The sequence below is a fragment of the Pseudoalteromonas sp. SG43-7 genome, from assembly GCF_014164295.1.
Lineage (GTDB): Bacteria > Pseudomonadota > Gammaproteobacteria > Enterobacterales > Alteromonadaceae > Pseudoalteromonas > Pseudoalteromonas rhizosphaerae.
Genome location: NZ_JACJEY010000013.1, coordinates 67,824 through 91,039 on the forward strand (window position 1 = coordinate 67,824; position 23,216 = coordinate 91,039).

A 23,216-nucleotide genomic window follows, 5' to 3' on the forward strand; every position below is an offset into this window, starting at 1 on the left:
GTGATTTTATCATATATTTCAAGAATAACAGGACAATTAACCTGATATTAGACTAAACTGAGCAGGTAAATGACAACAATAATATGTGTGGCACTATGACAGATACCTCGCCAATTGGCTTAGATTTAGAACAACAGTTAGAAAACGTATTATCGTTTATCACCCAACCGAGCAAAGCCCCACACAGTGCGGTTAAAGCTGATACTCCTGATAACACTGTTAATAAAGCCCTGTATTATTTAAAAAATGATCAACCTCCTCTCGCAGCTAAATGGATGCGCTTAGCTGCAATGTCAGGTAATCAGCGAGCCCAATTTTATCTCGGATTATTTTTTATCAAAGGCCAAGGCGTACCTACTAGTGTTTTTCATGGCGCGGTATGGCTAAGTTTAGCCAGTAGCCAAGGCTATGAGCCTGCAGCAACTGCCTTAACTGATTTACGTAAACATCTAACCACCCGCCGCTTTAAAGATGCCCAGTGTTATGCAGCAACACTGTATGAGCAAATACACCAACAGCAGTTTGCTCACCTGATCCCCAACTCACCTTAAAAAGGGACTAATCTACCCTTTTCATTAAAATCAATTGCCACCTCAATGTAACTAAGTAATATATTGTTTTATAAAAAATTATTTTATTTTATGCACATTTCCAAAGCTGATGGTATCAAATAAATATAAAAATCGTTCAAAAAGATAGCAAAAAACACTTGCACACAAACACTGTATAAACTACTGTATATGAGTACTGTATAAACAACCAGTGAGTGAAACTTATGTTACAGCCAATTACCGTCAGAACAGTTAAAAGCTATCAACAAGATAATTTAAGCGCATCAGTAAATTTGATTCAGATAGAAGATGAGATCTCTGCAACTTTTGAACTTCTAAAGGTGTTACACCATTACAATAATAAAAACGCATGGACGTTACTGATTGCACCGGATCACGTACCAAGTAAAGCTTTACTCGATTCATGTTCTATTGATACCAGTAAACTATTAGTGATCAGGCAAAAGCATCTGGTTAATTTAGAGTATGTACTAAATTCTGCACTACATAACGGTAACTTTGCAGCGGTGATCACCTGGACAGACATTGTGAGAGACAATCAAATAGCTAACCTGTCATTAAAGTTAGATCAAGCCAGTGCAAAACTATACTGTTTTACTAAAACCCAACAAGCTACAGAGATAGCATTAGCACAATAAGCTGTTAAAATGCCGTTTTTTAATAAAGCGTATTTTAATTATGACCTCACTCACTGACAGTCTTTGCTTATGTGGCAGCGAACAAAGCTATAGCGATTGCTGTGAAAAATTGCATTTAGGCAATATACAAGCAACAAGCCCAGAGCAACTAATGCGCTCTCGCTTTGTTGCTTATGCCTTAAAAAATGCTAAGTATATTTACCAAACTTATTCACAAGAAAAACAAGCAGCAAACCCACTCAGAGAAATTGCCGATTTTGCTAATAGTTGCCGCTTTATAAAATTAGCCGTGATCAGTGCAGATCAGCAAGAGTACACTGGTTGTGTTGAATTTTGTGTTAGCTATTTTTATCAAAACTTGTTTTGCCAACTGCATGAAAAATCAAGCTTCATAAAAGAAGATGGCCAGTGGCGTTATCTCGATGGTGAGATCTTCCCTGTTGCAGATATAAAAATTAGCCGCAATGATGAATGCCCGTGTGGTAGTGGTAAAAAATATAAAAAATGCCACAGCGTGTAACACTTTCTTAGAGTATAGTTTTTACCGTAAGTATTTATAAATAATCATAAATTCAAAAAACTCGCAAGCCAACGTGGTCTGTCTAAGTGCGATTAACTCTTTGTTGCTTAACCTAAATTTTGGTTCATGTGTTTTCTAACGCATTGATTTAAATCACTAATATTACTTTTACTCTCCAGCCAAAATTTTCAGGGAAAATAAGGAGAATTTACGCGTCAATAGCATGCCCTATTACAAATAAATTCAACGCAGTTAACATTGAAAAATAGCCGCTGGAGATGGATTTATTATCCGAAGCTCAGATTACTTCCGCCAGTAGAATAACGCGGTAGCAGTTATCGAGCCAACGAGGTTACAAACCTCTTGTCACGATTAAATCACTCCTAGATTAAACAAATTTTAATTCTGAAAGGTCAACATGCTCTAGTACTTCACAACAACACCTATAAACAACTAACTCATCCATAAAACATATCTATACTGCGTTAGAACCAGCCCCGTAGCATGCTAATATCTAGTCATATCAAAAAACAATAAAGGAACAAATGTTAACTAAATTTAAAGTGTCAAAAAAACACTATAATAAAAACTAGAAAATAAATCGTTATTATTTTTATATTTTTTAAAATAATTAAAACAAAGCCTAACCTGTTAATTTTAATTAAATATATTTATTTAAAACGCATAAAAACAAAACTAAATAATGAAATTAAAACTAATCAATCAGTAATTAGCATTGCAGAAAGTCATTTTTAGCGCAATAATGCCACCGGTAGCACTGCAGTGCAAGCATAAACAGGACTTGATCGTGTTAACATTTTTAACAATTAATTTATTTGATTGTTTTGATCTGAACATACAATAATTAGGAACAACCAATGAATAAACGTACGTTATTTAAATATTCTTTGCATGCTTTGGCCATAACAACTGCTATATATGGAAACAGTGCACTTGCTAATGCGTCAGGCTTTGCCGCAACGAATGGTGGTACAACCGGTGGTGCTGGTGGCGATGTTGTTTATGCAACAACTGGAACCCAAATTCATCAGGCTTTATGTAACCGAGCATCAGGTGACACACCAATTATCATCCACGTTGAAGGCACCATCAATCATGGCAACACCAGTAAAGTATCTGGAGATAGTTGCAATACTGGGCCAGATCTAATTGAACTAAAAGAAATTAGTAATGTTTCTATTATCGGTGTTGGTAGCGGTGCTCTTTTTGACCAATTAGGCATCCATATTCGTTCATCTTCAAATATCATTATTCAAAATGTTCACGTTAGAAACGTCAAAAAATCAGGCTCCCCCACCTCCAACGGCGGTGATGCAATTGGCATGGAGTCAAACGTCAGAAATATTTGGGTCGATCACGTTACACTTGAGGCCAGTGGTGGCGAAAGTTCAGGATATGATGCTTTGTTCGATATGAAGAGTAATACCAAATACGTGACATTATCTTACAGTATTTTGCGCAACTCTGGACGCGGTGGTCTCGTTGGCTCAAGTGATAGTGACGATACTAACGGCCCTGTTACTTTTCATCACAATTACTATGAAAATATTAATTCTCGCACGCCTTTACTAAGACACGCGACAGCGCATGCTTACAACAACTACTACTATGGACTCGTGTCATCGGGCATGAATCCACGAATTGGCGGTAAAATGCGCGCCGAAAACAACTACTTTAAAAATTCCAAAGATCCACTCGGCACTTTTTATACAAATGACATGGGTTACTGGCAAGTCAGCGGCAACATTTGGGATAATATCGATTGGTCTGAACAAGAAAACAAGCTTCACCCAGCAGGCCCTAATCCAACCTCAACCACAACAATCAACATCCCTTATAACTATCAACTTGATAATGCACAGTGTATACCCAACATCATTGCAGCAACGGCTGGCGCGAACAAAGGCTTACAAACATCAAATGGTCAATGTGGAACAACCACACCCACCGATCCAACACCGGATCCAGATCCAACACCTGAGCCAACACCAGCAGGGGAAAATCTAGCTATTAGTGCCGGTGTTGATGGCAGTTCTAAAGCCAGTGGCTCGAGTTATGGCAATGTGAACGACGGCGATATGTCAACTTACTGGTCACCGTCAGCTACCACGGGCACGATCAATATTAAAAACCTTAACACCACCATAAATGCGATTAAAATAATTGAAACCCCAGCTAGTAAAGGAAGCATTACAGCTTGGTCTTTAGTGAACTACGATACAGGTGTAACACTTACTAACGGTGGTGCTGTGCCAAATGTAATCACTTTTTCTAACACTAACTTATCCAAAGTAAGTTTTGTGATTCATTCCGCCAATGGCGTACCGCAAATTGCAGAGTTTGAAGTCTACAATGGTTATACCGACGGCAATAATGGCAACCCAACCAATACACAAGTCAATGGTACTTACCGCATTACCCCAAAACACAGTGGTGCATCATTAGATATTGCTAACTGTCAAAGTGAAGATGGGGCAAATGTTAGGCAGTGGTCTTGGCTTAATAATGATTGCCAAAAATTTAATATTTCAACAGTCGATGGGGTGTGGCATCGTATTTCACCAGTCAATGCTCCTTCTAAAGGGTTAGAGGTCTATACGCATTCAACTACAGCGGGTGAAAATATCAATATCTGGACATACACAGGGAGCTATAACCAGCAGTTTCGTTTTCAAAGTGCCGGCTCTGGTAAGTGGCGTATCATCAACCGAAATAGTGAGTTGTGCTTAGACGTCGCAGACAGCAAAACTGCCGATGATGCTAATATTCTGCAATGGACATGTACCTCAGGAGCAGAAAATCAAATGTTTGAGTTAACCAGACAATAACTAACATTTACTGTGAAGGGCTTTGCTAAGCCCTTTATTATCAACCGTGTTCAGTCAGCGCCTCACGAGTAAAGCGTTGTTTATGTAGTCTATAAATAGTCGATAAATTAATAACAATAACAGTCGCTTCCAATAACACGCCGCCAATAGAGCCAACAATTATATTATTTGCCAACCATAAGCACGATCCTGCAAACAGCAAAACACGCATTTTGATGCCCGTTAAGCAAAATAGTGCAAAACAACCCAAACAGGCGGCAACAATCGCAAGGTAATCCGTCCATTGCTGGGCTGTTAGATAACCGATAACCACGGTTAAAATAATAAAAATGGCTGCTATCCACACCGATTTCACCCGCATTGATACGGCTGTACGCCCCGCTGAAAATAAACAGCACAATGATGAAGTGATAGCATTGAGTAAATAAAAGTGCAGTGCATGATTTAGATTCATCACCACCATCATTATTTTTAAACGACGATCATCCTTTTGATAAAAGCACACCAATGCTAAAACAAAGCTGAGTAAACCAAACCCTTGGGCAATCCAACTATCAACCACCAGCCCTATTCCCCACTAAAATAAATATCTCAACCGCTATTGTGGTTAATATACAATCAAACATCTACACGCTATTACAGATTATTTTCAATCATGGTTTTAATGATCCGCGCTTTAACAAAGTGATCTAATTGGTGGGTTTGTATCCACCATGTCGCAGCTTCCATAAGTAATTCTGGATCATCATTTTTGTTGGCAAAAAAAGCATAAAACGACAGCCCAACATTATCTCCCTTCGCCGCTATTTTTTTGTCGCAAACTTGAATGATCTTAGTCCTTAATTCGTCGCGCATTACGGCGTTACCTCACTTCACTTTTTAAACTGCATTGCATTTCAATAAGTTGGTGTTCGCCAACTATTTCAACATCTTTAATATATTTAAAACCATAACTTTCGTAATAGCCTTGCAAATAGGCATGTGCATGAATTTCAATGATCTCAAGGCCAATTTTACCAGCATGTGATAACAAGGCATTAATAACCAATTTAGCAATGCCGGATCCTCGGTATTGCTTTAACACTGCAATCCTTGCCATAACGCCACACCGTCAATTACGTTTCACTAACCGCGCAGTAGCGACTAAAGCACCGCCATCTGTTACCACCACATGCACAGCTCGTTCGTCGCAACCGTCTAAATCTAACTGCTTAGGAATACTTTGTTCGATCACAAATACCTGGTGGCGAATAGCATGCGCTTGCGCAATCAGTTCAGGGCTAGTGCCTAGCGTAACATCCATTTATTGTGACCTCTTAAACATAATCAACGAGCTAATTTTACTGTAATTGTTGTAGTAGCTGAGCTATTTCAGCCTTCAGCGCTTTATCAGGAATTTTATTTGCGCTAACCTGCGCAGCTTGTAAACTTACGATAGCAGCTTCGGTTTGCCCTAGTTCAACATGCATAGTTGCCATCGCATAACCAATTGACGACATATAATCTTTCGCATTGATGGCGTTAGCTTTAGCTAATGCTTTTTCATAGATCAACAACGCATCGGCAAACTCATCGGTAAAATCAGCGAGCGTTTCCCACTGTACAGGATGATCTTTCTCAGTATTTTCATGCTCAATACACAGTGCTTTTAGCTGCCCATAGAGTGAATCGAACGTAACTTGATCTTGCTGCTGTGCAGCATTCATTAGCTCACCGGCTAAGTTCAATACTGATTTATACAGTTTTGTATTCATTATTCTTTCATTACCTTTTGTTAGAAATTACAGCCAAATTAACTATCTTGCATGGCTAAGAACAACAACTCAAAGCGAAACGAAAGAAAATACAAGGCCGAGAGCGTACTATTCTAATACACTCGAGACTAAAATGATTCATTCTAAAGCGTATCAAGCCTAAGGCGGGGAAAAAATCTCAGCTCAAATCAGGTGATAACCCCCCTGTTACAAGTTATCACCTCAGCCAAATTTTTATTGTTTCAAGGCTAACTCTCAGTTTTTGCTGTATCTTTACCACTTGCATGAATAAAATACAGCGCAATACCCAAACATATTACAGCGCCAATACGACTTGGCGAAAAAGCAATCACATCGTTACCAAGCCAACCAAAATTATCAATTAACATACTCATAAATAATTGACCGAATATTACCGCAACCGTTGCGACTGCAGTGCCAATTCGCTGCACAGCAAACACCATTATCACGATATAGGGTACTCCACACATTGCCCCTAATAATTGCCACTTTGGCACATCCAACAGGGTTAGCGCATGCCTAGGTTCAAAATAAAAGATAAGTAACCCAGTGATCAACGCCCCTACCGAAAAGGTTAAAAATGCGCAGCGAAAAACACCTACTTTACTTCCTAGTTGGCCATTAATGGCAGCCTGAATACTCAAGGTTGCACCACCAATCACCGCCAAAATTATCATAATTATAGTCATCAGCGTCCCCTAACCTTGTGCCATTAAAATTAATGCAATGACAATAAAAAATAGTGCCATAAGCCGTTTGCGGTCAATCTGGCGATGTTGACTACCAAATAAACCATAATGATCTATCAGCAAACTTTTCGCTATTTGTCCCGTCAATATACTGATCATCGTCATAGCAATACCTATCACAGGTGCTGTGAACGTCAATATAACGACATAAACAGGCCCCAACGCGCCGCCTAACAATGTCCATGATGGTTGTTTGAAAAAAGACGGGCTATTGCGAGGACTAAAAAATAGCATCAACATAAAGGTAAGAGCAGCACCAACACCAAACACACTAAATGTGGCCCATAATTCTCCAACCTCACCACCTAAAGGGCCCAATAAGCCTGCTTCTACAGACAGCCCCATTCCTCCCATAACGACAATTAAAATCAAAATAAACTGCATGCAAATCTCCTATTAATAAGGAATAAATAATAACCTAGAGCTTTAACGCGAAAAATGGGATTATATAAGAAACACTTTTGCAGGATTTGCACAAATGAATGATTTCAGTTCGATCAATATCAGAGCGTTAAAATTTTTTATCGCCGTGTATAAATGTAAAAGCTTTTCTGTTGTTGCTCGACATGAAAATGTATCGCCTTCTATGGTCTCTAGAGTGATTTTGCAACTTGAAGATGCCCTTGGTCAGCAACTTTTTTACCGTAACACAAGAGCAATAATGCCAACCGAAGCGGGCCGAATTTTTCATGATTATGCGCGCTCAATGACCGAGCAACTCAACGAAGTACGTAACGAGCTGCAAGATAGAGCAACTCAACCCAAAGGGTTAATAAGAATTAATGCGCCGGTTTTTTTCGGACAAAAACACATAGCGCCTTGGCTTGGTGAGTTTTTAAATCGCTATCCGAAAATTCAAGTAGAGTTGACTCAAACCGATGATTTTATCGATCCGCATATTGATGCCGCTGACGTGATTTTTCGTATCGGATCTCTTGCAGATTCATCGTTACATGCTAAAACATTAGGACTGCAAACTTATCATTTAGCCGCATCTCCTGCTTATCTGAAAAAATATGGCACACCAAAAGTGCCAGCTGATCTTAGTCAACATCAGGGCTTAATTTATCGCGGTTCATCGGGGCAAAATCGTTGGTTATTCAAAATTAATTCGTCATGGCAGCAGCAAAGTGTAATACCGACTTTAGTATCTAACAACGCTGAAACACTGTTTATCGGGGCTTTGAACGACATGGGAATTGTATTATTCCCTGATTGGTTAATTGGTGAAAGCTTAAAAACAGGCACTCTTGTTTCACTCTTAAGTGAATTTGCGCCAACAATCAAAACGGGACCACAAAACATTACTGCAATTTACCCTAATACACGACAGCCACCATTAAATGTTCGAGTATGTATTGATTACTTTAGTGAAGTTTATGGCAACCCGCCGTACTGGAAATACCAAAATTAAGTATCTGCGTTATGCTCTAACGGGTGCAAACAGACCAATAGTGATACCTAAAAAACACACCCGCTCAGCACACAATTGCATGTAGCTAAGTGACGCAGTTACTCACTGATTTTTTGGTGAATAATTTAGTCTGAGGGTAGATTTATACACTACAACTAGGGGTATACTGGAAATAGGTTTTCAATTGTGGAAAATAGTATGCTCCCAACAACACACCCTATTTTTTGGCGCGACCCCGAGTTACCATTTGTCGAGCTGCGCCAAGTATTAGATGGCCGCAAAGTCACTTATGCTCCCCACTCCCACCAGCAATGGTCAATTGGCGCAATTTTAGCGGGGCAAAGTGAATTCATTTGTGAAGATCGTCTACATCAAGTAACACATGGTAATTTAGTATTAATGAACCCTGATGAAGTCCACGCCTGTAATCCAAAGCAAAACTCAGTGTGGGCTTATTACATGATGCATATAGATAAAAATTGGTTAGCAGCGTTATTGTTCGAGTCTGGCGTCACAAAGCAACAAAACTGGCAAGGAAGTCGCTTGGATACAGTGCTACTACCACAGCTTTATCAGGACTTTGTTATCTTGTGCCAAAACCTAATGACAAATACGTTTACCGCAGCACAAAAGCGCACGTTGCTAAGTAGTTACTTCGTGCAATTATTTACGTACCTTGATTGCGTTGAGCCATTACACGAGCAAACGTTATTACCTGAAAATAAGCTATATCAAGTAGCGAACTACCTGAATGAGCACTGTTTTGAAGACCAATCAATTAACACAATCAGTAAACTTTTTGGCTTTAGCAGCAGTTATTTAGTGCGCGCTTTTAAACGTCATTTTAATATGACTCCGCACGCTTATCGGTTAAATCGTCGTATTCAATTAGGTCAGCAAGCACTAAAACAAGGCCAGCCAATAGCAAGTATCGCTCACAGTGCAGGTTTTAGTGATCAAGCGCATTTTCAGCGGGTCTTTAAACAACGCGTAGCGGCAACTCCCGAGCAATATCGCCGTACTTTATCACTGTAAATTAAAACCACTAAATCAATAATAAAAAGCAGCTGCCAGCCAGTAATAGTGCAAGAATTTTATTCATCACTCGCATTTTAGCTGGGCTTTGAAAATGCTGCCCGAGCCGTATACCTAGCCAAACCCAACAGCCAAGTGATAACCAACAAATAGGTAAATATAAACTTGCAAAAGTAACCAGTTCAAATCCTTGCGCCCCTGGACTATATGCTGCAATGCCTGATAAAGAAGCCAACCACGCTTTAGGGTTAAGCCATTGCATGATCACACCTGTCATAAAGGTAGGGGCATTTTGCTTAGCGTCAGCTGTGAGGCCGCCATCATCGATAAATAATTGATAACTGAGATAAAGTAAAAAAGCGATACCGAGCCATTGTAATACACCAGTGATCCAGGCTAATTGCGCAATGAGATAATGCAAACTAAAACCAATAAACAAAAATAATGCAATGAAACCAAAGGTAGCACCAGTCACAAATATTAAGCCTTTTTTTGCCCCATATCGCGCACTACTACTTAACGAAACAAGGTTAACTGGCCCGGGTGATATAGACGCCGCCAAGGCAAATAGTGCCATTGAGATGATCACTGATAAAGTCATAACGTATACTTAGGTTATTTAAAGTGGCGTTTATTATCTGTTGTTGCAATAAGCCATGTATTGAACAAAATTGACCTTGTTGTAAATAAAATAGCATCTGACAAATTACCCCTGCAAAAACACAGCTGCACTAAAAAAATCGGTGTTACACTAGAATTAGTCCATCTTACAAATTAGCGAACCATGAAAGAATGTAATCAATGTGGTAAATGCTGTATTAAATACGGTGGTGGCGATCTGAGCGCCACGCAAGAAGAGATTGATCTATGGGAGATATTTAACCCCGAAATCTTTGAGTTCGTTAAAAATAACCAAATATGGCACGACCCACAATCGGGAGTAAAACTAAGCCAATGCCCTTTTCTTGAAATAGCCCCAAAAATAAATCCCCTCGCCGCAAATAAATATACCTGCAGTATTTATTTAGACCGCCCTGAAGATTGCCGCCACTATCCTAGCCTTATCACCGAAATGGTAAGAGACGAATGCGAAATGATTGAAGTAATCGATTTAGATAACTATAAAAAAGCACAAAGAAAACTAGATCTATTAATGCAAGACAGTCGCCCTGGCGGCTATACAGAATAAAACAGAGCTTAGCTTTGAGTGAGCTCCTAGCCATTAGACTAAAGACTTAGCACCCAGTAATTCATTAATGCATGCCGTATAACTGGCTTTTTCAAAGCAATAAACAACAAATATGAAAATAAGGTATTGATTATTAACAATAGAAATTAACTTTTGAATATTTTCTTCTCTGCTGGCTATACCTGCGCCAAGCTACTTTAATCCGTCATGCTCGACCTTTGCCTAATCGTAATTGATAAACCTCTACTTTATTCTATCGATTCAATATTCATTGCTTTATACAAGCTGTTTTTTTTATTTTGAGTTAGCAACAATGTTGCAGGAGAATTCATGACAACCACGCCAAAAGATGACACGTCATCCCAAGCTGAGCAGGTAAGCGATACTCAAACCGTTTCCGATAGCTATAAAAATCTTCATAAACCAAGCTCTGAGTTTGCCAGTCGAGACGATTATCTCGAGCATGAACTGCAAATTATGCAGCCAAAGCGCTGGCGTCCTAACTTGCCTTTTCGGGATTACCGCTTCGAATTTGAAGACACGATTCCCGCTATGGCAGGGACAATTGGTAAAGTTGTTATGGTAGGCGCTATTGCCGCCACCTTTGCCGCACCGCTTGGTTTAAGTGACGCCTTTGTGTTAGAAAACGTACGCTATGAGTTACTCATAGTGGCTATTTTTATCATCTTGTTTTCAGGTTTTATTTTACCCACTGCTAACTTAGCGGGAACCCACGGACCACTCATTCCATTAATTCCCATTGTTGTTGCAGCAGGCGGACACCCAATGGCATTCGGGCTACTAATTGGCGCCTTAGGGTTACTGCTTGCCATCAGTAAAGGCGGCAGTTTGTTGGCACGACTAACCAGTAAAGGGGTGTGCGGCGGATTATTACTTTACTTAGGATTCATAGGCACTATATCGCAAGTAAAGAAACTGTTTGCATGGGCTGAACAAATTCAAATGACCCACATTGCCTTCATCGTTATTTTGGCCACTATTTTACTGTACGCGCTACTCGAACATTTTAAAAAACGTTGGTTAGCTGTGCCGCTCAGCTGCCTTATTGGTGGTTTAACGGCCTTTGCCTTAGGTGCGCCGTTTGAGTTTAAAACCGCCCCTGGGTTACCAAATATGAACCCTATGTATTGGTGGGGTGAAAACACCGGTTGGATGTTAGGTTTGCCGACTCTTGAAAGCTTTGTAGTCGTATTGCCCTTTGCCATACTGGCAGTGGCCATGTGGTCGCCAGACTTTTTAGGCCATCAAGTATTCCAAAAGATCAGCTACCCAAAACGCACTGAAAAAGTGCAAATGAACATTGACGATACTATGCTCAGTGCATCAGTTAGGCAAACCTTTGGCTCTATTTTAGGTGGGTCTAACTTCACCTCATCATGGGGCACGTATATTGTGCCTGCCGCGATTGCTAAGCGCCCTATTCCAGCTGGTGCAATTTTAACCGCACTTTTTTGTGTAATTGCAGGTATATGGGGTTATCCAATGGATCTCGCCATTTGGCAACCGGTACTGTGTGTGGCGTTAATAGTGGGTGTATTTATCCCACTGCTTGAGGCAGGTATGGAAATGACTCGCGAAGGTAAAACCACGCAATCAGCAGCTATTGTGGTATTTGCTTCAACGTTAGTAAACCCAGCGTTTGGCTGGTCACTGACCATGCTGCTCGATAACTTAGGCTTAATTGGCTGTAAAGAGCGCAGCTCTGAGCTGACCCATATGAGTCGCTGGATCATTCCGCTGTTTATGTTTGTATTATTGACCAGTGTTATGGCCATGGTGGGCATGCTGCCAGGTATTCCAGCGTTGCTAGAAAACTTTAGGCACTAATACAAAAAGGGGGGAAGCCAGTACAGCGCTTACCCCCCCTTTTTAATAACCGTGACTTCGTTTTATTCGTCTTGCAACGCCATAGCAGCAAGTTTCATGGTACTTGCAAATGATTCTGCGCCAGCGATAAACAAGCCATTGTGGCAAAACATTGCGTCATCAATGCCCGTTTGCGCTTGAAATGCAGCATCTGATAAACCAGCCCATGCTTTTGGTAGTGACTTTCTGTCTTCAAATGAACCCGGTTCAACAGGCACCGTTTGCAAAATCCATTTGCCTGAATGCGATGGATAAACCATGTATAACGCTTCTTGCGATAAAGCATGCACGGTTTTTTTCCACGGCGTATATTGCTCTAATACAATCACTCTTGCATCATCTGCGTTATCAATCGCTTTAGCGACGATTGCTTTAGCATTAATGCCGCCACTGGCTGCTGCAATAAAACGTGTTAAAACACGCGATGCAAATTCAACCGCCTCATCAAAACAACGATCAAAGTCACTTTCCTCTTGCCATGTTGGGTTAAACATTGAAATTGTTTGGCTAAGACTGATCCCTTTCGATACACCTTCAACATGACCGCAATCAATCGCATCAATGGTCGATACCAAACCGGCATCAACTGCATGCGCAACATCTTGGTCACCCTGACACAGCTCTAAACCATATTTTTGCCAAATTAAACCAAATGATGAGTATGGGATGCCATTTTCACGCTCGCCGGCACCGCCACGTTGGTGATGATCAAAACGTCCAGCAGCTGGGTCATATTCGCCGCCAACATCAATCACTATGTCAGCTTGCGCGATTAATTCTAAATCACGGGTACGTATAAGTTTAAAAGTAGGAAGAATATGCCTAAGTGCGGCGATACTAAACACATCATCCGCATGAAAATTACCGTTATGAGTTGCTACTGTTATATCATTCATTTATTTAATATCATTTTAGAAAGGAGTAAGAAGACGGTAAAATTTAAACTGATCCGTTAGCACAAAATAGATAAGTCAAAATTACAAGCACAACAGTATACGCTATCGGCGAGCAGCCCACAAAAACAGTGAACCACTTTGTGGTAATTAATCGTCTAGAGGAAGATAAGCGACAGTAATAACAAAGCAACAGTAGATTGATGGTAAAAACATAACCAATCCATACATGAACTATCTTCAGTAAAACTTTCTCCTCGAGCGATACCTCAGTCTTTGCTAAATAAAATTGCCGAACCCACAGCCATTAAACTAAGTATATTATTTAAAGAGCAAGTTAAATAATATTGTTACCCTGCTCGGGATCGCGAGAGCGCTCAGCTTGTTCACGAATTTCATCAGCATCACTGCTCACATCATCAATACCAGCATCCAGATGCGCAATCGGTTTGACTTTTTGATCTTGCGTAGTGGGTTGTTCCGGAGTCTTTTGTGCTTGCTCACTTGGTGCATTTAAAATAATCCGTTCACGAGCATCATCAGGCATACTAATACCATGCGCGTTAAAGCTATTAACCATTTCACGCATCAATTGCGACGCTACCTTAACCGGGCTGTTTTGCTCACTATTAACCCAAAAGTAAATACTGAGATTGATAGTGGCTGAGCCTAATTCATCAAGTAACACCTGTGGGGCCGGATCTTTTAGCACAGCAGCTTGTTTATCCATTAAACTCAGCGCTAACTGCTGAGTGTTACGTATATCGTTATCGTAACCTATGCCTATTTTATAGTGACCGCGCATTTTCGGATTAGCAGTAAGGTTTTTAATCACATTTTTATAAACAGTCGCATTAGGTATTTGAATATGATTACCATCAAAATCAACTAATGTGGTCGCCCGCGCAGTGACCTTTTTTACTACCCCTAAGCAGCCATCGACTTCAATAACATCATCAATACGAAAAGGACGTTGCACACTTAATAGCATGCTCGATATAAAGTTCTCTGCAATATCACGAAATGCAAAACCTAAGATTAGCCCGACTAATCCAGTACCGCTCATTATCGCCACGGCAAATTCACTTAAGCCTGCTAAGCGTAAAAATAAATAAACTCCAAACAAAATGATCACAGTACTAATAAAGCGACGAGCAACAACATGCAATAACCGCCTTTCACTTACATAGCCAATAGGTTTCACTAATAAATAAGACACAGGCTTTGCTAAAAAATAGCACACGATTATTGCTGCTATACCTAAAGTGAGAGCGGGTAACATTTGCCAAGCACTTTGTAAAAAATGCGCAATTTGTGAGTTTATACCTTGCCAAGATACTGGCGCTAAAGGATCCGCATTGGTACTCGTTGTTTGTATTTTTAATGCGCTAATAATTTGATTATTAATACTATTCATTATTTCCATATGTAACTCATGCGCTCTTTATTGATAAAACCATTAATTCTGTAGAAGCAAATTAAACGCCAACTTAAGCTGGCAAGCACCTTGCACCTTAACTTCTAATAAATAGTGACTAATAACCATCAGCAAGGAATAAAATATGGCACATAAACCACGTGGCTACACAGCAGATAAACCAACCGAGATCCCCTTGCTGGGCTGGTGGGATATCAGCAAGCGGGTATATCAAAGTATGTCGCAAGATAACTTATCCTTTGTTGCCGCTGGTGTCGCCTTTTACGCATTACTCGCTATTTTTCCAGCACTGGCAGCCTGTGTTTCGCTGTATGCTTATTTCGCCTCTACGGCGGATGTTAGTGAACAGATTAGTAAGTTTATTACTTTATTGCCACCAAGCAGCCGAGAAATCGTTCTACAACAGGTGTCTGAAGTTACCCAACAATCACAAAAAGTGTTAAGTGTTAGTGCAATAAGCACGTTGTTATTAACCACATGGAGTAGCAGTAAGGGCTGCCAAGCACTGATCACAGCCTGCAATATTACCTACCATGAGCAAACCAAAAGGCAGTTTTTCAAAGCGCTTTTAGTGCGCTTTCTATTCTCTATTGGCGCTATATTGGTCGCCGTAATCGCATTATTAATCATTGGTATATTGCCTATCGCACTTAATATTGTTGGTCTAGAAAACAGTATCGATACGGTGATCAAATTACTCACTTGGCTGTTACTAGCAGCGACTTTTCATTTTGCTTTAGCTTTTGTATATCGTTATGCACCCCATAGAAAAGCGGCAAAGTGGCGTTGGGTTACAACTGGTTCAGTAATGGCTACTGGGCTTTGGATCATCGCATCATTAGGGTTTTCATATTATGTGTCACAGTTTGCTTCATACAATGAGACCTATGGTTCTTTAGCCGGGGTCGTGATCATGTTGATGTGGTTGTATATCAGCGCCTATATTATTATTTTTGGCGCTGCAATTAATGCCAGCACCGAACAGCAAACCATGGTTGATAGCACCGTGGGACCTGCACATCAGTCTGGCAATCGCGGGGCTTTTGTAGCGGATAACCTAACGAAAAAACAAAAATCAGAACGTTCTGTTAAAACGAATGAATAGTGCTATTTATACCCATGGTTGTTTAATTTTATTGTGTTTAAATAATACCATACAAGATTCGGAGCAAAGCAATGAAAGTAATAAAGCAACTCAATAGCCATGCAACCCAAGATGGTGATGGCGTAAATATTAGCCGGATACCAGGCTTTGATGGTAAGCATTTAGATCCTTTTTTAATGATCGACGAATTAAAATCCGACGATCACAGTGACTTTATGGGTGGGTTTCCTGCCCACCCGCATCGTGGTATCGAAACCTTTACCTACATTATTAAAGGCGGCTTTGAACACCAAGATCAAATGGGCAATAAAAAAGCTATTCGCGCAGGTGACGTGCAATGGATGAGTACCGGCTTTGGCGTTATCCATAGCGAAATGCCACTTGCCGATGCGATTGAGGGGATGCATGGCTTTCAAATTTGGCTCAATATGCCAAGCACTGAAAAGCTCAGAGCACCGAAATATCAAGATACTACTGAGCACCCTGCACCTGAACATAAAAATAGTCAAGGTGTTGAACTAAAAGCACTGGCTGGCAGTTGGCAATTTGACCAGCAAACTCAGGTTTCAAGCCTACAAGAACTAGCAGCCAATGGCATGCTAGCAGATGTAACATTACCTGTAGGCACTGAGTTTGCCCACCCACCTCTGATACAAAGCAAGGTGATGATTTATATTCATACCGGCTCTATCAACACCGAACAAGGTGGTCCAGTAATGGCTGGCAGCCTACTTATTTTAGAGTCCGGTAGTGATATTAAATTTAGCTCGCAAAGCGGCGCTGGGGTACTTATTTTAGCCGGTGATCCGCTTAATGAACCTATTGCTCACATGGGCCCGTTTGTGATGAATACGCAAGCTCAATTACGAGAAGCAATTAGTGATTACCAAAGCGGTAAATTTGGTAGCTTTTAAAACACGATATAGGAGTCAATTATGGGATTACTAGTCAACGGTAAATGGCAAGATAAATGGTACGACACCGATAAAAGCGATGGTGAGTTTAAACGCGAGTCTGCACAATTACGTAACTGGATAACCAAAGATGGCAGCGCAGGCCCAACTGGTGAGGCGGGCTTTAAGGCACAGAAAGGCCGTTATCATTTATATGTTTCATTAGCCTGCCCATGGGCGCACCGCACCTTGATTTTTAGAAAATTAAAAGGCCTTGAAGACTATATTGATGTCTCTGTGGTTAGCCCAGATATGTTAGATAACGGTTGGACGTTTGATAAAAACAACCACAGCACTGGAGATGCACTTTTTGATAAGCAATTTATGCATCAAATATACACCGAAAATAAAGCAGATTATTCCGGAAGAGTAACTGTGCCTGTGCTTTGGGATAAACAGCAAAATAAAATAGTCAGTAATGAATCTGCTGAAATCATTCGCATGTTTAACAGCGCCTTCAATGATTTAACTGGCAATAAACTAGACTTTTACCCAAATAACTTGCACGCTGAAATCGATGCAATTAATGAGCTGGTGTACAACAACATTAATAATGGCGTGTATCGTACTGGGTTTGCGACCACTCAAAAAGCCTATGAAGAGGCATTTAATGACTTATTCACTGCATTAGACAAAGTCGAAAGTATTTTACTCAAGCAGCGCTATTTGGTGGGCAACACCCTAACAGAAGCAGATTGGCGATTATTTACCACTCTAATACGCTTTGACAGTGTGTATGTTGGGCATTTTAAATGTAATCTGCGTACTATCGAAAATTACCCGGCACTGAGTGAATACTTACGTGAGCTTTATCAGGTTGCTGGCGTTAAAGAAACCGTTGATTTTTATCATATCAAACGACATTATTATTTTAGTCATACCATGATCAACCCAACGCAAATCGTCCCTAAAGGGCCCAATATTGATTACGCTCGCGAGCATAATCGCGGTTAACCAATTTATACTACCCCTGCAAAATGGCAGGGGTAGTATAGGCCTTTTTATAACCACCACAAATCACAATAATGCCTTTTAAAGCTTTGATCACCACTGTATTGTATTGATAATATAACCAAAATAACTTTTTTCACCGACCAGATTTACTCTTTTATTCTTGAGCGTTAATAATTCAGCTTTATCTAAATACCATCTTATTGAATGCGTTTCTTCACTTGCTAAATCGGAAAACTTTAATTCTACGCAGTGCGGCTCATAGTCACTACTACATGTTGTTGCCTCAACTAATAAATATTCTTGCGACCAATACTCAGCCAATTGATAATTTGCCCATAACTGTATTGGGATATTAATGAATGTCCAAAAGTAAAAGTAAATAAACACTGGACTAAAAAGCAGCGTAAAATACTTAACTAAACGTCCCTCAGCAATAAAATGCTCATCTAAGCTTTCCTTCACTTGAGCAAAATTCTTATACTGACTAAAAAGGTAACCAATCGTCAGCACTGTCAGCGAGGGTAAAACCCATTGTAAAATAAAATTGTAATTAGCATTAGGGATAAATGCGGGATCCACACTTTCATACCAGATGAAAAAACCGCAAGGCATAAAACAGGTAATCAATAATATTAAAATAATCCAAAAAAGCTGAGGTTTTGCCATAGAAATTTAAAATCCTTATAAATTATGACCTGAGATAGCGTAACAAATGCCTATTATACAAACTGTTAAAGTTATAGTTTAATACTCTCAATATTAATATATTTATTATTTGAACAAACTCTTTAAATTTTTACTATAGGTACGACTGACTTTAAGTGTTTTACCACTTTGTAATACAGCCGTGTATTCAGAGTTTCTAAGTGGGTTAAATTGCTTTATATGGCTTAAATTCACAATCGTTGATTTATGTATTCGCAGGAAATCTTCAGGCAAGGTGTTTTTTTCAAGCTCTTTTAAACGCGCACGCATTACGTGTGTTTCAGCAGGTGTGTGTACACACATATAATCCCCCGCCGCATCAATCCATAAAATATCTTTAAACGGAATAATTTGAATTGGGTTTTTAGCATCTTGAATAACTAAATTCTCAGCTTCAAACTTATAGTCAGAATTACCCGCCACTTCAAGTGGTTGCGATTCATTGATCACCAGCGATTGGTGCACTTCAATAAGTTCGGTTTTTCTGTTTAGCTTTTGGGTTTTAATAACTCTTTCAATGGCTTCTGCAAGGCGAGCTAACTTAACGGGCTTAAGTAAATAATCCAGCGCCCTCACCTCAAAAGCTTTAACAGCATGTTGATGAAATGCCGTAACAAAGATAACCGCAGGGCAGCTCTCTGGTTGAAAATGTTTAATTAATTCAAAACCTGACTTTGTTGGCATTTCTATATCTAGAAACACTAAATCTACATCATATTCGTTAAGTACTTTAATTGCTTCATCAACACTTTGTGCACTGCCAATCACTTCAATTTCAGCAAAGGCTTCTAAGCGAATACGCAAACCTTCAATAGCACTGTATTCGTCATCAACGAGTAACGTTTTTAATTGAATCATGATTGCAAACCATTAATTGGAAGAGAGATACAAAACCACGCACCACCGGTAGTCGCATTGCCTTTTTCAATTCGGTGACTATTACCATATATTAATTTTAAGCGTTGCTCACAATTAGCCAAGCCGATGCCTCTTTTGGTTTTTTTATTATCATCAAAGCCTTTACCAGTATCAGCAACTTTAATGAGCAATGCGGATTTTGTTTTTTCAACATTAATTGTGATCACCATTTTTTGATCTGCTCGCATACCATGTTTTAACGCGTTTTCTACCAATGGTTGAATTAATAAAGAAGGTATTAATAAATCGTTGCATGGTTCATCAACGCTAATATTAACCTCTAGCTTGTCAGCAAATCGGCATTGCTCTATATCTAAGTAGGTTCTTAACATTGCGATTTCTTCTTTGATAGCTACTTTTTCAAGTGGGTCGGTATATAAACTATGGCGCAATAAGTCACATAGTTTTTCAAGCATGTTTACTGCCTGCAAGCTTTCTTTTTTCAATATTAACGTGCAAATGGCGTTAATACTATTGAACATAAAATGCGGGTTAAGCTGATATCGAAGCATTTTTAGCTGTGACTCTTTCGCTAAATGGGTAGCTTCTGCGGCCTTTTGAGTTTGCTCAAGATTATCTAAATAAATTTTGATCCCGTAATAAAAGGCAGTCCATGTTGAAAGCATGGTTAACGAGGCTGACGTCCATGTACCAAAGTCAAACCATGACATTGAAAGCCACCAGTTACCATATAACCACTGCAAGGAAATCCATTTAATTTGCGTCCAGAGTAATGTTGCAATTAGAAGCAGCATAATACGTAACGCGACTTTAACTTTGAGCTCTTGCTGACTAAAAAAGTTGTAAAATCGTCTTAACGTTAAAGTGATCAAAAAGCCACACACTACATCAATAATTAAATGCGGTATATGTATTGTCCATGGCTCTTCGCTTGGTATTTTTATCATTAATTCGGTCAGCATTGCATAGACAATCCAACCACAACTTTGGAATAACCAGAACAACTGACTTCTAGGGTTATTACTATTCACATTATTAAATCCAATGTTATAGGCTGTTGATTAATAAACGTTAATCAACAGCCATAGGGTATTACTTTGCACACGTTAATGATAATGAGTCATTACTCGGTTTTATAGTCAACACCACATCAGCAATTGCTAAACTTAAATTTTGACTGGTAATGCGCAGCGCGTCTGTTATTTTTTGCTCAGCAAGTCCGCTATCACCACAGTGCAAAGGGATTGCTAGAGTATGCCAACTTTTGTCTGTCATTAATTGTGAAAACGATGAAAAATCAATATTCCTTAAGCAATGATTTTCGCTACACATGACTTGCAAGTTTGCTCCTTGTTCTGGAGCTTTATCTATGCGCATTTTTAATTCAAGGTAACCTGCACTAAATTTACTATCTAGCTGTTCAGGCTTTAAAAAACTCAAGCTAACAGCGGCTTGTGCGCGCCAATTAAAGCCACGGCCATCTTCTTGATAAGATAAATTGACTGATTGCATAAGTAAACTCTGTTTATCGCCACTGGTTGCAGATGCACCGCTGGCTAACACCTTTTCTGTGCTTGTATCTGCCAGTTGCCAAGTCATATTTTTGGCTAAGTTTCTTACAAACAGCGGATGTGAGTCACTATTAACAATTTTTTTAGGGCTGGTTTTCTCACTCAAAACAGGCACATTTATGTTGTCCTGATAAGTTAAGCCATAGCCATAAGCAAATAATGGGTCATAGTCAGCATCGTTTAAGTTTAACGTAAATTGGTCATCATATTTAGGCCATGAAAAACTCAACTTACCGCTGAAATCAAACTGGGCTTTACCTTCGCTATTAGTTAATAGTACATCTGCAACGCCCTCACCTTCAGAGCCTGGTAGCCAAGCAGCAACAAAGGCATCCGATGCATTGAGCTCTTTATTAACCCACAACGGGCGGCCGCTTAAAAATATCGTTACTACAGGAATATTATCAGCTTTAAGCTGCTTTAATAACGCAAGTGCATGTTTAGTTTCATGCTGAAACTCAAGCATCTCGATGTCACCAAACCATTCTGCATAAGGTTCTTCACCAATAACAACAATGGCTACATCTGGCTTGCTAGTATACTCACCAGACTCGCTCAAAGTGATCTCACCACCCGCTTTTGTTACTTGCGACTGTAAACCCGCATAAATAGAGGTCGCATTTGGAAAGTCACTATTGGTATTGTCTGTGCCCTGCCAAGAAACGCTCCAGCCACCCGCTTGCATATTAATTGCATTCGCGCCTTTGCCGGCAACTAAGATGCGGCTACTCGCTTTGATTGGCAGCACGTTTTCGTTGTTTTTTAACAGAACGAGTGACTTACGAACCGCTTCTCTTGCCAAAGTGCGATGCTCATTAGCACCTAACCACTGCGGGTGTTGTGATTCAGGTCGCGCTGATGGTTTGCTCTTCGAAAACACATTCCAGCGGATTTTAGCCCTTAAAAAGCGCCTAACGGCATCGTTAATTCTTGATTCTGCGATTACACCGTCTTTCACTTGCTTAACAGTATTATGATAAAACGCTTCAAAATGCTCTGGCACCATGATCACATCAACGCCCGCGTTAATTGCTTGCGCACATTGCTCTAAATCGCAGCCTTCTACAAACTTGTGAGCATTCCAATCACTGACTACAAACCCATCAAAACCAAGTTGGTTTTTAAGTACATCCGTTAATAAATGTTTATCGCCATGTACACGTTTGCCATTCCAACTATTAAATGATGCCATCACTGATTGCACACCTTCATTAATAGCCGAAAAATAACCTGCGCTGTGAATATCTCTTAATCCTTTTTCATCGATAAGCGTATTTCCGCGATCAACGCCTCGCTCTGTACCACCATCGCCCACAAAATGTTTTGCGGTTGCAATACGGTTACTGCCTTTTAAAAAGTCAGCGCCTATATCACCTTGAATACCTGTCACCATACTACCTGCATACAGCCTAACTAATTCAGGATCTTCTGAGTAACTTTCATAGGTTCTGCCCCAGCGATCATCTCTGACTACAGCGACAGTAGGAGCAAAACTCCATTCAATCCCAGTGGCTGAGACTTCTTTCGCTGTTGCTTGGCCTATGCGCTTAATTAAGTCGACATCATGGGCAGCTCCTAAGCCAATATTGTGCGGAAATAACGTAGCGCCATACACATTGCTATGTCCATGCATGGCATCAGTACCCCAAATAGTCGGTATTGCAATACCGTCTTTCGTTGAGTCTATTGATGCTAGGTACATTTCATCGGCATATTTTAACCATGTGGCCTGATCAGCGCGTTTGTCGCCATAGGGGGCTGTATTGCCGCCATTTAGGTATGAACCAAACCCATATTTACGCATTTGTTCAACACTTAAATAACCAATTTCGGGCTGAATCATTTGCGCCACTTTTTGCTCTATGGTCATCTTTGCCAGTAGTTGTTCAATTTGCGCTTCTACAGCGGGATCGCGTTTAAGTTTAGTGTTTACATAAGGCCAGTTGACTTGCTCACGCTCTGCACTGAATGAATATTGACAAGTAAGCGCCCCAACTACGGGCAGTAAGCAAAATAATAATTTAGAATATTTGATTTGAGACATTAAAAACCTTCGAGATTAAATTCTATTTATAGATACAAACTTCTTA

Annotated in this window: 25 protein-coding genes; 11 read left to right on the forward strand and 14 right to left on the reverse strand. The window is 39.9% G+C overall.

Annotated features, from left to right (window positions below; genetic code table 11):
- Window positions 1-95: 95 nt before the first annotated feature.
- The 4 genes from H5200_RS08125 to H5200_RS08140 all read left to right on the forward strand — a co-directional run bounded on the left by H5200_RS08125 (window position 96) and on the right by H5200_RS08140 (window position 4,579).
- Entirely contained in the window at window positions 96-551 is a 456-nt protein-coding gene (locus H5200_RS08125; RefSeq protein ID WP_149982845.1) for a sel1 repeat family protein, read from the forward strand.
- A gap of 224 nt (window positions 552-775) precedes the next feature.
- Window positions 776-1,210, forward strand: a complete 435-nt coding sequence (locus tag H5200_RS08130) for a SulA-like leucine-rich domain-containing protein (protein ID WP_149982846.1) — start codon at window positions 776-778, stop codon at window positions 1,208-1,210.
- A 40-nt stretch (window positions 1,211-1,250) separates the two neighbouring features.
- Window positions 1,251-1,730: a YchJ family protein gene (locus H5200_RS08135; RefSeq protein WP_182761287.1), complete on the forward strand. Its 480-nt coding sequence runs from the start codon at window positions 1,251-1,253 to the stop codon at window positions 1,728-1,730.
- Between the two features lie 878 nt (window positions 1,731-2,608).
- Window positions 2,609-4,579 (forward strand): RICIN domain-containing protein, encoded by a 1,971-nt coding sequence (locus H5200_RS08140; RefSeq protein WP_182718439.1) that lies wholly within the window; start codon window positions 2,609-2,611, stop codon window positions 4,577-4,579.
- 40 nt (window positions 4,580-4,619) lie between these two features.
- On the opposite strand, the gene H5200_RS08145 is transcribed toward H5200_RS08140, so the two are convergent.
- From H5200_RS08145 to H5200_RS08170, 7 genes are all read right to left on the reverse strand, one after another.
- Entirely contained in the window at window positions 4,620-5,141 is a 522-nt protein-coding gene (locus tag H5200_RS08145; protein ID WP_182761288.1) for a YgjV family protein, read from the reverse strand.
- Window positions 5,142-5,215: 74 nt separating this feature from the next.
- Window positions 5,216-5,434 carry a DUF6500 family protein gene (locus H5200_RS08150; protein WP_145241061.1) on the reverse strand — a complete coding sequence of 73 codons (219 nt, stop codon included), beginning with the start codon at window positions 5,432-5,434 and terminating at the stop codon, window positions 5,216-5,218.
- Window positions 5,435-5,441: 7 nt separating this feature from the next.
- The gene (locus H5200_RS23965; protein ID WP_259399190.1) at window positions 5,442-5,678 is read right to left on the reverse strand and encodes a GNAT family N-acetyltransferase; all 237 of its coding nucleotides are present in this window, start codon (window positions 5,676-5,678) and stop codon (window positions 5,442-5,444) included.
- A gap of 12 nt (window positions 5,679-5,690) precedes the next feature.
- Window positions 5,691-5,882 carry a GNAT family N-acetyltransferase gene (locus H5200_RS23970; protein WP_259399191.1) on the reverse strand — a complete coding sequence of 64 codons (192 nt, stop codon included), beginning with the start codon at window positions 5,880-5,882 and terminating at the stop codon, window positions 5,691-5,693.
- Window positions 5,883-5,919: 37 nt separating this feature from the next.
- On the reverse strand, window positions 5,920-6,336 hold the full coding sequence (locus H5200_RS08160; RefSeq protein WP_182734977.1) for a tetratricopeptide repeat protein: 417 nt from the start codon (window positions 6,334-6,336) through the stop codon (window positions 5,920-5,922).
- Window positions 6,337-6,581: 245 nt separating this feature from the next.
- Complete coding sequence (locus H5200_RS08165; RefSeq protein WP_145241067.1) at window positions 6,582-7,043, reverse strand: DMT family transporter; 462 nt, start codon at window positions 7,041-7,043, stop codon at window positions 6,582-6,584.
- Between the two features lie 9 nt (window positions 7,044-7,052).
- Window positions 7,053-7,487 (reverse strand): DMT family transporter, encoded by a 435-nt coding sequence (locus H5200_RS08170; RefSeq protein WP_182761289.1) that lies wholly within the window; start codon window positions 7,485-7,487, stop codon window positions 7,053-7,055.
- A gap of 94 nt (window positions 7,488-7,581) precedes the next feature.
- On the opposite strand from H5200_RS08170, the gene H5200_RS08175 reads away from it, so the two are divergent.
- Window positions 7,582-8,517: a LysR family transcriptional regulator gene (locus H5200_RS08175; protein ID WP_182732202.1), complete on the forward strand. Its 936-nt coding sequence runs from the start codon at window positions 7,582-7,584 to the stop codon at window positions 8,515-8,517.
- A 198-nt stretch (window positions 8,518-8,715) separates the two neighbouring features.
- A complete protein-coding gene (locus H5200_RS08180; protein ID WP_182761290.1) occupies window positions 8,716-9,552 on the forward strand; it encodes an AraC family transcriptional regulator in 837 nt (278 codons plus the stop codon).
- 10 nt (window positions 9,553-9,562) lie between these two features.
- Here the strand turns inward: H5200_RS08180 and H5200_RS08185 are convergent, their stop codons facing one another.
- Window positions 9,563-10,153: a LysE family translocator gene (locus H5200_RS08185; RefSeq protein ID WP_145241075.1), complete on the reverse strand. Its 591-nt coding sequence runs from the start codon at window positions 10,151-10,153 to the stop codon at window positions 9,563-9,565.
- 183 nt (window positions 10,154-10,336) lie between these two features.
- Between H5200_RS08185 and H5200_RS08190 the strand changes: the two genes are divergently transcribed.
- Window positions 10,337-10,741, forward strand: a complete 405-nt coding sequence (locus H5200_RS08190) for a YkgJ family cysteine cluster protein (RefSeq protein WP_145241077.1) — start codon at window positions 10,337-10,339, stop codon at window positions 10,739-10,741.
- A gap of 330 nt (window positions 10,742-11,071) precedes the next feature.
- Window positions 11,072-12,589 (forward strand): DUF3360 family protein, encoded by a 1,518-nt coding sequence (locus tag H5200_RS08195; RefSeq protein ID WP_145241079.1) that lies wholly within the window; start codon window positions 11,072-11,074, stop codon window positions 12,587-12,589.
- A gap of 62 nt (window positions 12,590-12,651) precedes the next feature.
- On the opposite strand, the gene H5200_RS08200 is transcribed toward H5200_RS08195, so the two are convergent.
- The gene (locus tag H5200_RS08200; RefSeq protein ID WP_145241081.1) at window positions 12,652-13,524 is read right to left on the reverse strand and encodes an MYG1 family protein; all 873 of its coding nucleotides are present in this window, start codon (window positions 13,522-13,524) and stop codon (window positions 12,652-12,654) included.
- 334 nt (window positions 13,525-13,858) lie between these two features.
- Complete coding sequence (locus tag H5200_RS08205; RefSeq protein ID WP_182732206.1) at window positions 13,859-14,947, reverse strand: mechanosensitive ion channel family protein; 1,089 nt, start codon at window positions 14,945-14,947, stop codon at window positions 13,859-13,861.
- Between the two features lie 136 nt (window positions 14,948-15,083).
- On the opposite strand from H5200_RS08205, the gene H5200_RS08210 reads away from it, so the two are divergent.
- The 3 genes from H5200_RS08210 (at window position 15,084) to H5200_RS08220 (ending at window position 17,971) form a co-directional block, all read left to right on the forward strand.
- A complete protein-coding gene (locus tag H5200_RS08210) occupies window positions 15,084-16,064 on the forward strand; it encodes a YihY/virulence factor BrkB family protein (RefSeq protein ID WP_182718961.1) in 981 nt (326 codons plus the stop codon).
- A gap of 71 nt (window positions 16,065-16,135) precedes the next feature.
- Window positions 16,136-16,978, forward strand: coding sequence for a pirin family protein (locus H5200_RS08215; protein WP_182761291.1), 843 nt, complete (start codon window positions 16,136-16,138; stop codon window positions 16,976-16,978).
- Between the two features lie 21 nt (window positions 16,979-16,999).
- Window positions 17,000-17,971: a glutathione S-transferase family protein gene (locus tag H5200_RS08220; protein WP_149982858.1), complete on the forward strand. Its 972-nt coding sequence runs from the start codon at window positions 17,000-17,002 to the stop codon at window positions 17,969-17,971.
- A 90-nt stretch (window positions 17,972-18,061) separates the two neighbouring features.
- Here the strand turns inward: H5200_RS08220 and H5200_RS08225 are convergent, their stop codons facing one another.
- The 4 genes from H5200_RS08225 to H5200_RS08240 all read right to left on the reverse strand — a co-directional run bounded on the left by H5200_RS08225 (window position 18,062) and on the right by H5200_RS08240 (window position 23,170).
- A complete protein-coding gene (locus H5200_RS08225; protein WP_182718958.1) occupies window positions 18,062-18,637 on the reverse strand; it encodes a hypothetical protein in 576 nt (191 codons plus the stop codon).
- Window positions 18,638-18,742: 105 nt separating this feature from the next.
- Window positions 18,743-19,534: a LytTR family DNA-binding domain-containing protein gene (locus H5200_RS08230; protein WP_182718957.1), complete on the reverse strand. Its 792-nt coding sequence runs from the start codon at window positions 19,532-19,534 to the stop codon at window positions 18,743-18,745.
- On the reverse strand, window positions 19,531-20,586 hold the full coding sequence (locus H5200_RS08235) for a histidine kinase (protein WP_310736248.1): 1,056 nt from the start codon (window positions 20,584-20,586) through the stop codon (window positions 19,531-19,533). Before H5200_RS08235 ends, H5200_RS08230 begins: the two co-directional genes overlap by 4 nt.
- Before the next feature lie 61 nt (window positions 20,587-20,647).
- Window positions 20,648-23,170 carry a glycoside hydrolase family 3 protein gene (locus H5200_RS08240; RefSeq protein ID WP_182761292.1) on the reverse strand — a complete coding sequence of 841 codons (2,523 nt, stop codon included), beginning with the start codon at window positions 23,168-23,170 and terminating at the stop codon, window positions 20,648-20,650.
- Window positions 23,171-23,216 lie beyond the last annotated feature (46 nt).